The 15768-nt window shown below is 38.3% G+C and carries 14 protein-coding genes; 4 read left to right on the top strand and 10 right to left on the bottom strand.

What is annotated here, in order from left to right; translation table 11 throughout:
* Positions 1-18: 18 nt before the first annotated feature.
* From IE867_RS00375 to IE867_RS00345, 7 genes are all read right to left on the bottom strand, one after another.
* Complete coding sequence (locus IE867_RS00375; protein ID WP_192482793.1) at positions 19-1407, bottom strand: COG3014 family protein; 1389 nt, start codon at positions 1405-1407, stop codon at positions 19-21.
* A gap of 18 nt (positions 1408-1425) precedes the next feature.
* Complete coding sequence (locus IE867_RS00370; protein WP_192482792.1) at positions 1426-2634, bottom strand: CsgG/HfaB family protein; 1209 nt, start codon at positions 2632-2634, stop codon at positions 1426-1428.
* Positions 2635-2647: 13 nt separating this feature from the next.
* On the bottom strand, positions 2648-3124 hold the full coding sequence (locus IE867_RS00365) for a hypothetical protein (RefSeq protein ID WP_192482791.1): 477 nt from the start codon (positions 3122-3124) through the stop codon (positions 2648-2650).
* A gap of 54 nt (positions 3125-3178) precedes the next feature.
* Positions 3179-3802, bottom strand: coding sequence for a penicillin-binding protein activator LpoB (gene lpoB, locus IE867_RS00360; protein WP_404826244.1), 624 nt, complete (start codon positions 3800-3802; stop codon positions 3179-3181).
* 132 nt (positions 3803-3934) lie between these two features.
* On the bottom strand, positions 3935-4678 hold the full coding sequence (locus tag IE867_RS00355; RefSeq protein ID WP_192482789.1) for a DUF2147 domain-containing protein: 744 nt from the start codon (positions 4676-4678) through the stop codon (positions 3935-3937).
* 32 nt (positions 4679-4710) lie between these two features.
* The gene (locus IE867_RS00350; RefSeq protein ID WP_117001991.1) at positions 4711-5115 is read right to left on the bottom strand and encodes a type II toxin-antitoxin system VapC family toxin; all 405 of its coding nucleotides are present in this window, start codon (positions 5113-5115) and stop codon (positions 4711-4713) included.
* Positions 5116-5340: a type II toxin-antitoxin system Phd/YefM family antitoxin gene (locus IE867_RS00345; protein ID WP_192482788.1), complete on the bottom strand. Its 225-nt coding sequence runs from the start codon at positions 5338-5340 to the stop codon at positions 5116-5118.
* Between the two features lie 221 nt (positions 5341-5561).
* On the opposite strand from IE867_RS00345, the gene leuS reads away from it, so the two are divergent.
* Together leuS and IE867_RS00335 are read left to right on the top strand one after the other, a co-directional pair.
* Positions 5562-7991 (top strand): leucine--tRNA ligase, encoded by a 2430-nt coding sequence (gene leuS / locus IE867_RS00340; RefSeq protein WP_192482787.1) that lies wholly within the window; start codon positions 5562-5564, stop codon positions 7989-7991.
* Between the two features lie 3 nt (positions 7992-7994).
* Complete coding sequence (locus IE867_RS00335) at positions 7995-8561, top strand: LPS-assembly lipoprotein LptE (protein ID WP_192482786.1); 567 nt, start codon at positions 7995-7997, stop codon at positions 8559-8561.
* Positions 8562-8879: 318 nt separating this feature from the next.
* Here the strand turns inward: IE867_RS00335 and IE867_RS00330 are convergent, their stop codons facing one another.
* Positions 8880-10019: a DUF481 domain-containing protein gene (locus IE867_RS00330; protein ID WP_192482785.1), complete on the bottom strand. Its 1140-nt coding sequence runs from the start codon at positions 10017-10019 to the stop codon at positions 8880-8882.
* 49 nt (positions 10020-10068) lie between these two features.
* Positions 10069-10437 carry an LPS translocon maturation chaperone LptM gene (gene lptM, locus IE867_RS00325; protein ID WP_192482784.1) on the bottom strand — a complete coding sequence of 123 codons (369 nt, stop codon included), beginning with the start codon at positions 10435-10437 and terminating at the stop codon, positions 10069-10071.
* Positions 10438-10567: 130 nt separating this feature from the next.
* On the opposite strand from lptM, the gene IE867_RS00320 reads away from it, so the two are divergent.
* Both IE867_RS00320 and recG read left to right on the top strand, forming a co-directional pair.
* Positions 10568-11860 (top strand): hypothetical protein, encoded by a 1293-nt coding sequence (locus IE867_RS00320; protein WP_192482783.1) that lies wholly within the window; start codon positions 10568-10570, stop codon positions 11858-11860.
* Between the two features lie 4 nt (positions 11861-11864).
* A complete protein-coding gene (gene recG, locus IE867_RS00315) occupies positions 11865-13919 on the top strand; it encodes an ATP-dependent DNA helicase RecG (protein WP_192482782.1) in 2055 nt (684 codons plus the stop codon).
* On the opposite strand, the gene uvrC is transcribed toward recG, so the two are convergent.
* Positions 13920-15761, bottom strand: coding sequence for an excinuclease ABC subunit UvrC (uvrC, locus tag IE867_RS00310; protein WP_192482781.1), 1842 nt, complete (start codon positions 15759-15761; stop codon positions 13920-13922).
* Positions 15762-15768: the final 7 nt, after the last annotated feature.

The raw sequence follows: 15768 nt of genomic DNA, 5'->3' as shown, positions 1-15768 counted from the left end.
CCTTCTATCTTCTAAATCTTAAATAATAAAATGATATACTTTCGTGAAATCACCCATATTTACAATCCATAGTAAGGTTGTTTTATTCGACTTAATGTCAACTGGTGTCTCTTTTAATGCAATATCTAGCGTATATTTTCCTGGCGTATATTGCTGCTCAAATAGTTGAATATTATTAGGCAACAAAAGCCAACTGCGCTCATCGGCTTGTGCGGTCATAAAGCTATAAATGGACCCTGCCAACAAACCCCAACCACCTGCTTGATTACTCGCCTCATAAGTTGCCAGTGATTTCACAACCAAACGAATTACTTCACGGGTAATAATCGCAGGGTACTGTTCAGTTAATGACTTCATTGCCATTTGTGTGGTATTCACCAACAATGAAGTCTGTCCTTTGTCGATAATTTTTTTATCTTGCGTGATATATAAGTCTTTTGCGGGCAATAAAGTATATTTTGAAGGATAGTAGGCTACTGCAACTTCTTGCAAACCAAGCTTCCCTAAAAACAGTGGCAGTTTAAATGCCTGTCGTGGAGTGACAAAACCTTGCTCATAAAGCACAACCAAACGCCCTTTACCAGATTCATAAGCATTACCACCATTAAAGCCGCGCTCAATCTCTTTATAAGTCCTCAAGACATAAGGGTTATCCGGCAAAAGTCTTTTGGCATCTTTAATCGAGACAAAGGCATTATTGTAATTATCATCAAATGCTTGGTATAAAATACTCGCCAAATAATAACCAAAGCCATTTTCATAGGCATTACTGGCATCTTTGACTGCACTAAACATCTGATTGATTTCAGTTGATTTGTTAAGCCCTAGTTTATCCTCGCTAATTCCTGCTTTACTTGTGTCTTTTTGGTATTTATTTTGCAAGTCTCCTGCCATTAACTTTTGCTGATATGTCCAATATTGCGCATTACTTAATTGACGAATAGCGACTAATGCGCCACTTAGATCATTCTCAGATAAATAATTTAATGCTTGATACGGATATAAAAATGTCATTGCATAATCAGGCGTTGAAAATGGTAGCTCACGATCATTGGTGAGTACCGCGCCCATATTCTCTAACATTTTAGATACTTGAACTTTCGCTGCCATTTTACTCGTTGCCACGGTTTGAATGACTGCTTGATAATCTTTTTTAGACTCGGCGACATTACCATTTAGTTGCGCTAAGCGCGCCTGCTCTAACAAGTATAAGTTATCAGTTGTCGATTTATCACCAAACTCTTCAACAAATGCTTTTTGCGCTTCAGACACATTACCACTTGCAGCATCTGCCTTTACTTGCTTCATTTTTTCGGGGTAGGACGCTGAAAAAGTCGCACACCCTGATAACATTAACGCACTAATACACAATAGACTTAATGTGCTATTTTTAATTATTTCTGCCATTACCTTAATCCAAACTCACTACTTTGCAGGATAAACTTGTAAACCCCTGACAACCTTACTAGCCTGACCTGAGATCACTTTTGCTATTGCATATTTGGGTGTCACACTCGTCACTTCAAGCTCAGCAAGCTTTTTACCTTGTATTGGAATATGCTCCCCCGTACTTGGATCAATGACCGCATCCGCTTTAGCATGGACTTCAAATTTTTGACCAACCTGCACACGATCACCACCTTGATTAAGATAAATATCACCACCCTGAACGGTTAATATCGTCAATGGGTAAATTAACCCAATCACTTCATTAGCAATTTTTTGTCCTGCTTTGTCAAACAAAGACTGTGCGATCGCATTTACCGCTGTGTCTTCTGAGTTCATCTCTTTTGCAACATCCGATGATGGCAAATAAACTTTAACACTATCTGACCATTTAATCGCCATCGTTGCCGTTTCAATGACGCGATAGTTAATGACCAAACCAACATGCCATGTTTTGAAAGCCTCACCATAAAATTCTTTTTTGGTTTGATAAAAATCAAAGCTTGCAATATCACCAACCACCATAAAATCAGCACCAATCAACTGCTTAATACGCGCTTTTTCAGCTGGCTTAGCATGCCCTGATTCTAACACGGACATTTCATCCTTATATGCGCCAAAATCTTCAGCACTACGACTGACCACATTAAACTTGCGTGACTGGACAAACTGATTTTGCAATGCCTCTTGAATCATTGGTTTTACTTGCTCTAAACCGATTAGGCCATTAATTGATCCAGGCATGAAATGAAAAGGTGTTAACGCAATCGAGTAAAGCTTGAGTTTCTCACGCTCATCAACACTTTGATATTCACTCATTTTGACAACAACCGTTAGCTGCCATACACCATCAACCTCTTTGCTATCAATCACATCATAACCATTGATTAAGCCTTTGGTTGCGGTTTTAATACTCGATTCATAGCTTTTTGATAGCTTAACATCTGCCTTTAAATCACCATAATCACTGCTTTTAGCATCAATATTCGCATCAAAGGTTTTATTAATCGACTGCTCAATTGATGACACATCGACACCGTTGACCTGTGATACTGCTTGCACTAAGGCGCTTTTTAAAGCCTTGTCATAAGTCTTACCAACACCTGTGACATTTTTTGATACTTCCGTCACCTGTGCAAAAAGCGCAGCAGGAAGCAATGAAAGTGCTAATATCGTTTTTTTAATCATTATCGATTCTCACTTAAAACTGATGTAAATAAGGATTGTCTTCACTCTCGCTCACAATCGCTTTACTGTTTTCTTTATTTTGTTTATTTGCCACGTTTGTATTATTAGCATGGTGTTTTTGCTGTGCTTGATTATATGCATTTACATTAAAATCTTTAACGCTCTGCGCCAAATGCATACTTGTTGGCGACCATGCAAGCACAACACCATAGACAGCATCATTGTTGCCTTTTTGTGTATAACGCCATGTTTTTGCCACTTGAACACCTGATAGTGAGGTGCTTGCCGTGTTTTCAATTTCACTATCAAGTATATTAATTAGGTTGTTTGTTGATTTAATGTTTTCTTTACCCGTAATGAGATTTCTAAATACATATTCCGCACTTTCTCTACCTAATTTTGTTAACTGACTGGTCGTCATTGATGAATTTAAGAAATTAGCATAGTTTGCTTCAGCAACTGCACGTGCTTGCGCTACTGCGATATCCAAAGAGTTAGCTGAACCACGACGTTGATAACCAAATTGTGCATAAGATAACTAGAACTACCAGCCAAAAGAGCTGCGCTTTTGTACTTTGCGAATCTGTTTTTGATCTTGCCAAACAATAATGCCTGTTTTTAGATCGATCATTTTTAACGTAATCAAATAAAATAAAGAGTGCTGATCACTATTCATCGATTGCATATCGGCAATGCTGCCATAAATCATATATTGTGCACCGATTTGTTGGCCCATTTTTGTCGCTGTTGCTTGATCGACCATACCAGATTCCGATTGATAATCCATTTGTTCTTTCATTTGCTTGACTTGCGACATATCAGTGAACTGGAATTTACCACTATTGATAATCTCAGTTGACACGGTATTCGCTAGCATGCCTGTATTAATATGCTCTGCGGTTTCATTCTTAATCGTACTAAAGAATACAACCGGTTGCTTACCACCCGCTGTAATGCGTGCAATCGCTGGAGATGCGAGCATGCCACCAACCATTTTCTGCGTTGTCGTTTGCAAATCTGTTGAGTTGAAATTAATCGATGTCGTATCGACACCCTGTGGATCTACATAGCTAACATTATTGCCAGAACTTGCACAGCCTGCGAGTAAACCAACAGATAATAATGCCGGTAGCATATAAATTGATTTGGTTTTTAACTTTTCTTTCATATTCATCGTATTCACTCCATAATCCTTAGAATCCAAAATTCAACCGAGATTCTATTGAAAAAAAATCTCACTTTCAAATTTTATTTATTCTACACACAGCTAATTTTTATTTTTTGATCATAAACGTTACAATTAAGCATCAAAGTTACACAAACCATTGGCTTTTAACGTAATCGTTGAACATTGCTGCCATAATTTTTCATTGGTAATTTTTCCTGTTTTGTCAGCATAAGTATAATGCCCATTTTTAGTTAAACCACAGACTTTAGCACATTGCAATGCTTCCTGTTGATCAATACGGTACCAATATTGCGTGCGCCCAAACAATGAGAAACCAACATAACCACGCACATAGAGCTTTTTGCCATTTTCTTGTGTTTGAATCTTGCAACTATAGACTTTGCCACTGGATGGATCCAAGATTGAACCATCTTCATATAACGCTCCATCTGATCCATCTTTGTCACCATCCTTGTCAAAACTCCACATCATTTTCAAGCCTTGCACTTGATTGTTTGGATAGCTTGAATAGTCAAACTTATACCCATTTTCATCACCCTTGCCACAGTTTTTGCACGAGACATCAGGCACTTGTTTTTTGTCATCAACAATATTAACAAAAGGCACAATAATCTTACCTTCAAGCTTGCCATCTTTACCTTTGTAAACTTGTAAAATTGACTGTGCTTGTTTGCCATCATCGGTATACTGCAACCAATAACCAACGGGTGAATACAGATTGTGCGCTTTATGCATTCTAGCAATTGTTTGATCATTATACGACTTCACTGAAGCTTGATCAGTTGAAGCTTGTGATAACCCGATACTGGTAATTACAGACATTGAAGCGAGTAATGCTATATATTTTCCTTTCATCTTGTTTCCTTTGTTTTTATTAATGTTTTATTTTAAAAGAGCGTTCTGACGTGCTCATAACTACGTATTGTTTCATCCGCTGTTATTAATATTGCACCATAAATACTTGCAGTTGCAATAATCATACGATCAGCAGGATCTTTATGGTAATCAAAATTTGGTAAAGATGTCGAAGTCATTGCTATCTCATTGGTAACGGGGACAAACTCAACACAATCTATCATTTGCACTGTTTCAAGCCATTTTCTAATATCAATACGTAAACTTAACCTTCCTTTGTTAATTAGCATACAAATTTCCCACGCTGTAATCGACGATAATAGAATTCGACTTTTCTCTTGCTGAGCCTTATTAATAGCGTTTACTGCTTTAGTGCTTAGCTTATCGTTACCATCAACCCACCAAACTAAAATATGCGTATCCAAGACAATATCCATTTACGCCAGATCCCAATCATTATCTGCCACCGGCTTAGTTGGATTTTCAAATTTCATTACGGAGTCTTTCAACACATCCAAAGGCATTTTCTTTTTTATTAATGAGACCATTAATGACGGTTTACCATGATTTGTGATAATAAATGGCTGCCCTGTTCTTTCTATTGTACGGAAACACTCTAAAGCATGTGTTTTAAAATTTGATTTAGAAATCTGCTTACTCATAAAAATGACCACCTATAATGACTATATCCATATTTTAGCCTCAAAACAGAGCAATGCAAACATTAATAGTTAGACTCCGCGCGATAAAAGTTAAAGCATTAATAACAGTAACGCAAGATAAACACTATTGACACTAGTCGTTTCTTAAAAATTTCGCTAACATACTGTCAGTTTATTAAATACTTAATACCGCTACTTAGAACATACAATTGGATAATAGAATGCAACAAACTTATGATTTCACCCAATTAGAAAAGCAAATCCAAGCCTTCTGGCAAGATAATCAATCTTTTAAAGCCGTCAAAAATACTAGCAAAGAAAAATTTTATAGCTTATCAATGCTACCCTATCCAAGTGGCACATTACATATGGGGCACGTGCGTAATTATACCCTAGGTGATGTCGTTAGCCGCTATCAACGCATGCTTGGTAAAAATGTATTGCAACCAATGGGTTGGGATGCCTTTGGTTTGCCCGCTGAAAATGCTGCTATCAAACATCAAAAAGCACCTGCTGATTGGACATATAGCAATGTTGCTTATATGAAAAAGCAGTTACAATCTTTAGGCTTTGGTTATGACTGGGATCGCGAGCTTGCAACATGTGATGATAGTTATTACAAGTGGGAACAGTGGTTTTTTATTGAGCTTTACAACAAAGGCTTAGTCTATCGCAAAAACTCAGTAGTTAACTGGGATCCCGTTGATCAGACTGTTCTTGCCAATGAACAAGTTGTTGATGGTCGTGGGTGGCGCTCAGGTGCACTCGTTGAGAAAAAAGAAATCCCTCAATGGTTTGTTAAAATCACCGACTATGCCGATGAGCTTTTACAAGATCTAGACAAACTAAAGGGTTGGCCTGATGCGGTTAAAATCATGCAGACTAATTGGATTGGCAAATCTAAAGGTACAACGGTAACATTTGATGTCAACGGCACTAAACTTGATGTTTTCACCACACGCCCTGATACCTTAATGGGTGTCACTTATTTAGCAATTTCTGCTGAGCACCCGCTTGCGTTACAAGCTGCTGAAGATAGTACTGAGATTGCTGAGTTTATTAAACAATGCCAGCAAACTTCAACTATGGAAGCAGATCTTGCCACACAAGAAAAACTTGGCATTAAAACACCTTTTTATGCAACACATCCCATCACTGGTGATAAGGTTGAAGTCTGGATTGCCAACTTTGTCTTAATGAGTTATGGCACAGGAGCTGTGATGTCAGTACCTGCGCACGATGAGCGTGATTGGGAATTTGCACATAAATACAACATTCCATTAAAACAAGTCATCAAAACGACTGAGGGTAACACTGACCTTAGCAAAGGTGCGATTACTGAAAAAGGCACTTTGATTAATTCAGGTCAATTTGATGGTCTTGATTTTGATACTGCTTTCAGCAAAATTGCCGAGTATTTAATTACTAATAACAAAGGCGAGATCACCACCAATTTTAGAATTCGCGACTGGGGTGTTTCGCGCCAACGCTACTGGGGCTGCCCTATTCCAATGATTCATTGTGAAAGCTGTGGCATCGTCCCTGAAAAGGAAGAAAACCTACCTGTTAAGCTACCTCAAGATGTCACATTAACAGGAGCTACCTCACCTCTTAAAATAATGCCTGAGTTTTACGAAACAACCTGCCCACAATGTGGCAGCAAAGCCACGCGTGAAACAGACACCTTTGACACTTTTATGGAGTCTTCATGGTATTACGCACGCTACACCTGCCCAACAGCTGATAAGATGCTTGATGATGAAGCCAACTACTGGCTGCCTGTCGATCAGTATATTGGTGGTATTGAGCATGCGATTATGCATCTGTTATATGCGCGCTTTTTCCATAAACTGATGCGTGACGCTGGTCTTGTAACTAGTAGTGAGCCATTCAATAACTTATTAACACAAGGTATGGTGCTAAAAGATGGTGCTAAAATGTCAAAGTCAAAAGGTAACACAGTTGACCCGCAAGCTTTGATTGAACAATATGGTGCTGATACTGTGCGTTTATTTAGTATGTTCGCAGCTCCTCCTGAGCAATCACTTGAGTGGTCTGATTCAGGCGTGGAAGGCGCGCACAGATTCTTAAAGAAAATATGGAGCTACATTCATAGCCATCATGACAAGGTTGACCCTCAACACACCTTGAGCCTTAATAACTTAAGTAACGATGATAAAAAGGTACGCTTTGAAATCTATAGCGTATTAAAACAAGCGCTCTTTGATTTTGATAAGATGCAGTTTAATACAGTTGTTTCAGCATGTATGAAGATTTTTAATAGTTTACAAAATGCCACAAACAACGCTGTTATTACCGAAGGCGTGAGTATTTTGCTACGTTTATTAGCACCATTTACCCCACACATTGCACAAGCTTTGTGGTCAGAGCTTCACTTTGGTGATGATATTTTAAATGCAGGATTCCCGCAAATTGATAACCAAGCGCTTATCAGTGACAACTTTACTCTAGTGGTACAAGTCAATGGCAAGTTGCGTACCAAGATGGATGTCTCAAGCACACTTACTGCCAAAGAAATCGAGGCTATGGTTATTGCCGATGAAGTGGTCAGCAAATTTCTTGAAGGCAAGACAATTAAAAAAGCCATTTACGTGCCGAAAAAATTAATGAATCTAGTGATTGGAGCCTAATGAATGATGCATTATTTACGCTTTAAAACCGTTAATCTTAAATTACTGGTTATCGCATTGTTTGTTACTTTGCTTTATGGCTGCGGCTTTCACTTACGCGGTTGGAACGAGGGCATGCCTAAGTTTATGCAAAAAGTATATATCAGCTACAATGGTAACGAATTTGGCTTTATCAATGCATTAAACTCCATTGTCACCTCAACAGGTGCTGATATTGTGACTTCCGCCAAAGAGGCTAATATTATCATTCACATTAAGTCTGCTGCACAAAGTAGTCGCCTAGTCGGCATCACCGGTGGCGCTTCTTCCAATGACTACATCATGAGTTATGCCGTCAGTTATGATATTTTAAATAACAAAAACCAAATTATCCTCAAAGATCAAACCAACTCCGCACAGCAAACGTATACCACAAATGCAACACAACAGCTAAGTAATAACTCACAACAACAGCAAATCTACAACAGCCTGCAATCACAAGTAGCAAGTAATATTATTATGCAGATGCAAAGTATTACTGAAGCACATTATAACAAAACTGATCTAAATCAGACTGAGAACTCAAGGTAATTGAATTAGTGCTGCAACCCTTGATATATGAGCTTAAGCTCATCAGCACTCAAACCCGTTAGCTCAGCAACGCTTTCAATGGCATACCCCTTCGCAAGCATGCTTTTTACCGAGTTTAGCCTCTCTTCGTAGCGACCTTGTTGCACGGCTTTGCTTTAATGCAAGCATTGTTGTTGATTTACGTCACTAGATCAAGGTGATTTTAGTTATCACTGGAAAACTACCTTGTATCAATCGCAAAAACTATGTGATACGCCACCAGAAAAGCATTAGCGAGCTCATAAAGGTGGTCAGTCGATAAATAAAAGAATGATGCACTTAAAACGAATACGCAATCGTTGTTGATGTCACGGTATTAACGCGTTTCTTATTGGAGCTTGCCCAACTACTGCCGTCAATTTGGAAACTCAATTGCAAAATAAGGTTCTTATAAATTTCCGTCGATAAGGTGCTATTTGTTTGATAAGTTGTTGCATCTTGTGGTGTATAGTTCACCAAAAAACTTTGTTTAAAATTTGATGTGTCGCTAAAGTTCCAGACATAGTTCAATGTGCTTTGTACACCCACAGCATTTGATGTCTCACCTGTGTCTTTTACTTTTGATTGCGTTAAACTTGGACCAAGTGTGGTGTTAAGCGACATATTATCAATGCTAAATATTTGTCGCTTGTAACCGACAGACTCGGTTAAAACATAGCTGTACGTATCTAATTGATCATTCAAATAATTCAAACTTGCATAGACACCATTATTCTTCGTGAAATCCCAAGAGGTAGTTAACAATGCCTTAAATTTATTTGTTTTAACACCATCGCCGTTTGGCATATCATCGCGATTGTATAAGTAACTCATCACCAATGTATTTTGCCATGGGATAATTGGATTATAACTGATATTAGCATTCGCATTATAATTGGTTGCTGCAGAGTTGCCCGTGACAAGGCTGCCACCTAAACCAAAGCTAGTACCTTTCCAAGGGTCTGCAACTGCTATGTTTGGCTTCTTCTGCGATACCGCATCATCATTGGCAATGCCTTCTGGCAGATTTAGACTATTAAGTGAAGACGTAGGTTGCGTTTGTGATGTTGATACAGTGTCGGCATTTGATTCAGATGATTGCTTTGACTGAACTGCTGTTTTTTTCTGCTCTTGCAGTGAATCACCCCAAGGACTAAGCACTGCGTCACTGGCAACGGGTACTTTGGAATCCGCAACAGAACTATCTGTGTTTTGTGTCACTGCACTTGTTTTTGTGCTTTGTGCTTTATCACTTTGATTAGCTTTAGGGTTATCAGCATCAGCAATTGCCTGATAATGTTTGGCTAAATCTTCATAGCTTTGCGCTAATGCACGATATTTTTGTGCCATAGTTTGCGCATCGTCAGAACTCATTGCATAAACTGCTGTTACGTTAAGTGTTCCTATCAATACAGCTAAAGCAGTTAGCCTTTTTGTCATCGTTCACTCCAATTGTTTTATTTGTTTTATTTATTGTTTTACTTTTTATTCACTCTTGATTTTTAAGCGTCTCTGCATTTTGCTGATCTTGCTGGCTATCAGTACTTTGTATATCTTCATCATCAACAGCCGTCTGGTCATTGGTTGATGATAACGCTTTATTGCCTTCAAAACTTCGCTTATCTTTACCATCATTATTTGTTGTATCAACTGATTTATTCGATGGCTTATCATTATCGCTAGTATCTGCTGACTGCGCTGCTGTAGCACTTGTCTTTGTTGCATTAGAAGTTTCAGTGGACTTTGCGACAGTCGCAGTATCATCCTTTGGCAAGTATAAAGGTCCCATTTGCCCACAGCCCATTAGCAAGGTTGCAGGAATAAGTAATGTAAATAATTTTGTAGATCTTTTTGTCATAATCCGCTTGGCGCTATGTAAATATTCGTTAAAATAATTCCCAACATAATAAGAAACATTATGCATGAAGCCAATTAGAATTATGGTTTTTCTGCGTTAATTTTGACATCTTTTACGAAGGAATATGTGTGTGATTAAAAAACTCTTACTTAGTATTATCAGCATTATTGTACTTTTGGTCATATTATTTTCTATCTGGCTAGTCTTTATTTTCAACCCCAATGACTATAAAAACTGGATTAATAGCAAAATAAACAATGACCCCAATATCCATATTATGCTTAATGGACCGCTAGATCTCTCACTAAAATCAATGCAGCTTCATGCTAAAGAGGTTGCGATTAATGCGCAAAATGGCACCTTCACAAGCCATTGGCAAGATGCAACGATTAAAATCAATCCACTTGATTTTTTTATCCACCCGAGCAACCCTTTTGAGTCTTTGACACTACAAAACGGTGAGATCAATGCCGCACATCAACAGTTTAAAGCACCTCTTTTGAATATCATTGAAAAACATCAACGCTATAGCGTGAGCACTGAGTTAACCAACGATGTCAAGCAGCTAAATATTCAATTAACATTAACCCCTCACCCTAACAGCACTGAAATCACGGACTTAAGCATACAAACCACGCTTAATCACCTGCCCGTTTGTCTTAAAGTGCCCAGTATTTATCTAAACAATAATAATATGCTCAACAATATTGATAATATTCGCTTGAAAATCAATGATCAGCTACTCATGGGTAATATGAGTCAAATCATACTCAAACCTAAGCTTTCATTTAGAGGGCAATTCACTGCACCCTACCTTGCATTAGCTCAAATAATTAATCTTAATGGTTTCAAATTAAATTTAACTTCTTTTGCACTTAGTTTTGAGCTTTTACATAATGACTTAACAGCAAAAGCTGACATTAGCATCAATGCTCAAAGTGCTCATCTTATCGGTATTGATCTTAATGCGATTGCTTCTTCAACGCATGGTTTATTAAGCGCTGTTGATCAAGGTGATGGTATTGGTAGCGCCTTTCAAACATTGAAGTCTCAACTACTACCGCTTCTTGCTAAAGACAAACTCATTTCTGATCCAAATAAAAGCACGCAATTAAAACAACTTAGCATTCACAGCAATGTTGATAATAATCAACTTAAGACAACTTCGATCAATTGGCAAGCCCCAGAATTTACGGTCACAGGTTATGGACAAGCGAACTTAAGCACACACGAGTTAAACTACCCACTTTCAATTCATATCAAAGGCACGCCAAGCTTGACTATCCCATATAATCTAAACTATCAAAACAAGCAATTTACTGCTGCGATTAATCAAGCTCAACTGCAAAAAAACTTACAACCCATTATTGAAAAGGCGCTTACAAATGCCTTAAATAATAAACTCGGCTCGTTCTTTAGGTAAGTGCATGAATATAGATCTTGCAGACTTAAAAGGCATTGGTAAATCAACATTAGCAAAGCTTAATAAAGCCAACATTCACACGATATGGGATTTGTTACTTCACTTACCCAAAGACTATCAAGATCGACGCACCATCACACCGATTGGACATACTGTCTCAGGACAAAAACAACAAATCTCTGGCGTTATTCGCCAAGTGAATATCAACAACTTTGGCAAAAAGCATCTTAATTGCTACTTCTCTGATGATAGTGGCATGTGCAAAATGCATTTATTTAAATTTTACCCCAATCAGACTAAGCTACTGCAAAAAGGTAAAATCATTCGCTGCTTTGGTGAGATTAACCACACTCATCATGGCATTGAGGTCATTCACCCTGAATGGCAAATTATCAACGATCAAAATGAAGCCTTAAGTGGAGAAATTACTGCCATTTATCCAACGATTGAAGGGGTAAGCTCGACAGTTATCCATAAACTAATAAAGCAAATCAAATCATCTATATCTTTTAAAGAACTGTTACCTACTGAGATCTTGCAAGCTCATGGATTTATGGATATTAATAACGCTTTAATGGAGATTCATTTCCCACAAAAGAGTGACTTTGAGCAGTCCATTAAGCGCGTCACGCACGCTCGTTATCGCTTAGCGATTGAGGAAATGCTGGCACATAATCTTAATGCAAAAAAAGTGCGCCTAACCAATCAATCAACACCGTTTGCAAAGATAAAAATCAAACCTAAATTACTTGATAAGTTTATCAGTCAGTTGCCTTTTGCTCCAACCAAAGCCCAAGAGCGTGTTATTGCTGAGATTTTTGCTGATTTAACCAAGTCCAAGCCATGCTCACGTCTTGTGCAAGGTGATGTCGGTTCAGGGAAAACCGTTGTTGCAAGTGCTTGCTTAATTCAAGCTGCTGCTAATAACTTACAATCAGTGATGATGGCACCCACAGAGATTTTGGCAGAGCAACATTATCATAATCTAAGCAACTGGCTTAGCGCTTTTGATATTCCTGTTGTCTTTATCGCTCAAAAATTAACGGCAAAAGAACGCAAAAGCGCACTTGAGATAATACAGACACAACACAATTGCGTTATTGTTGGCACCCATGCAGTATTTCAACAAAGCATTGATTATCCTAGGCTTGGATTGGTGATTATTGATGAGCAACATCGTTTTGGTGTTGAACAACGCTTAGCATTAATTGATAAATCAAGAAGCAACAACTGGCAGCCCCATCAAATTGTGATGACGGCAACCCCTATTCCACGCACATTGGCGATGACGGTATATGGTGATCTTGATCTATCAATCATTGATGAGCTGCCACCTAATCGCAAACCAATCACCACCAGTGTGTTAAATCAAAATAAAAAACAAACACTAATCAATAAACTTGAAGCACATATCAATGCCGATGGACAAGCCTACTGGGTGTGTCCTTTAATTGAATCATCCGAAGTATTAGTCACACTGCAAGATGCTGAGTCACTCTTTGAAACAATCAAAGAAATGTTGCCAAGCGCACGCATTGGTCTTATTCACGGCAAGATGAAGGCTCAGGAAAAAGCACTCATCATGCAGCAGTTTAAAGCGCATGAGCTAGATATATTGGTCGCAACCACCGTGATTGAAGTCGGTGTTGATGTGCCTAATGCCAATATTATGATTATCGATAATGCTGAGCGTTTGGGTTTATCTCAACTGCATCAATTGCGTGGTCGTGTTGGACGTGGACACAAAGAAAGTAACTGTATTTTACTTTACCAATCACCTTTATCACTCACCGCTAAGAAGCGTTTAGAGCTTATGCGCCAAACTCAAGATGGTTTTATCATTGCTGAGGAAGACCTTAAACTCAGAGGCCCCGGAGATATCTTTGGTAAAAACCAAACCGGTGATATCCAATTTAAAGTTGCAGATTTAAGTCAACATCAAAATCTATTTGATGAAATTACCTCTATCGCGGATACGCTTATACAGCATCATCCTCAGACCATTGAGCCAATTATAGAACGCTGGCTAACTAAGGCTGATGAGTATATCAAAGCGTAATTAACGAAACGCATGCCATATATGATCAGCAAGTTTAGGGCTAATGCCTTTGACCTTTGCAATCTCATCAATTGAGGCACGTGATAACTCTTGCCATCCACCAAAGTGCCTCAAAAGTGCTTGTCGGCGTTTGCTTCCCACCCCTTCAATTGACTCAAGTACGGACTCGGTTTGGCGTTTTGCCAGTTTTTTGCGCTGCGCTTTGATGGCAAAGTCATGTGCTGCATCACGAATCTGTCTTAACAACAAAAAGGCTAAGTCATACTCTGGCAAATGATATATCTCATTATCAAAACCTTGAAAAATATCCTCTTTACCACTGATTCGCTCAACACCTTTGCCAAGACTCAAGAGTTTAATATTATGCTGCTGATTATATTGCATCAGTACTTCTTCTGCTTTTTTAATCTGCCCCTTGCCACCATCGATAATCATAACATCTGGCAGATTATTTGCCTCTATTCCTGATTCAACGCGTCTTGTGACTGCTTGCGCAATGGCTGCATAATCATCTCCTCCTGTAACACCCTCAATATTATAACGCCGGTGTGCAGATTTTAATGCGCCATTTTGGTCAAAGACAACACACGAAGCCACCGTTGCCTCACCTTGGTGATGACTAATATCAAAGCATTCAATACGTTTAATTTCTGGGATATCAAGCCACTTTGCTAAAGCATCAAACCGTTTGACAAAATGCTGCTTAGATTGCAAATTCATCTGTAATTTTTGACGTGCGTTGATTAAAGCAAGCTTCTGCCATTTGGCATTATCAGCTATAGCCTCTTTAATCCATTTAATTTGTCGCTCAGCCTTTTGCGCAATACTTATAAGTAGTGACTCTGATACCTTAACTTCCTTAGGCAAAATAACTTCTTCAGGCCAAATTGTTCGCGGTTCTGCCAAATAGTAATGTGATAAAAAAGCCTCTAAAATATCCGTCAACGTACTGCCATGTTGACTAATAAACCAATGTTTATCATCAGCCACTTTACCCTGTTCAATACTAACCAATGTAATACACACCTTATCGGCTTCTTGTAAAACACCCAACACATGCAAACGCTTATTATTCAATTTATCCAGAAACTGCTGTTGCTGCAGCTTGGTCAATAGTGCCAATTGATCACGTAACTGCGCGGCAAGCTCAAAGTTTTCTTCATTAGCAGCATCTTGCATTTTTTGTGAGATTTCTTCCAATACTGAAGTAAGCTTACCACTCATGAATTTTGCCAGAAGATCAACTTGTATCTTATAGTCTTCAATACTAATTTTATTCACACAAGGGCCACTGCAACGCTTAATCTGGTATTGCAAACAAGGGCGTGAGCGATGGTTAAAATAACTATCCTCACATTGCCTAATGGGAAAAAGCTTTTGCAGTAAAATCAACATTTCTTTCATTGACGATAATGAGACAAAAGGTCCAAAAAACTGCCCTGCCTTGCGCGGCTTACCACGAAAACCAGACAACCTTGGAAATACATGGTCACTTAAATGCAAATAAGGATAACTTTTATCATCTTTGAATAGGATATTATATTTAGGCTTATGCTTTTTAATTAGCGCACTTTCTAATAAAAAGGCATCATAATCACTAGGTGTTACCGTAACATCAATAAATGCCACCTGCTCAACTAATGTCTGTGTTTTGATATCTTTAGCGCCCTTTTTAAAGTAACTATTCACACGTTTATTGAGATTTTTGGCTTTGCCAATATATAAAATCGTCTGCGCTTTATCATACATACGATAAACGCCTGGATGTGTTGTTAAATGTTTTAAAAAAGAATCTAGATCAAATGTCTGTGTGACATTTTCAGAGCCATCTGAGTGAAACATAGTTTTT

The organism is Cysteiniphilum marinum (assembly GCF_014857925.1).
Classification (GTDB): Bacteria; Pseudomonadota; Gammaproteobacteria; order Francisellales; family Francisellaceae; genus Caedibacter; species Caedibacter marinus.
The sequence above is the reverse complement of the archived record's forward strand: the minus strand, read 5'-3'. Positions and strand labels throughout refer to the sequence as shown.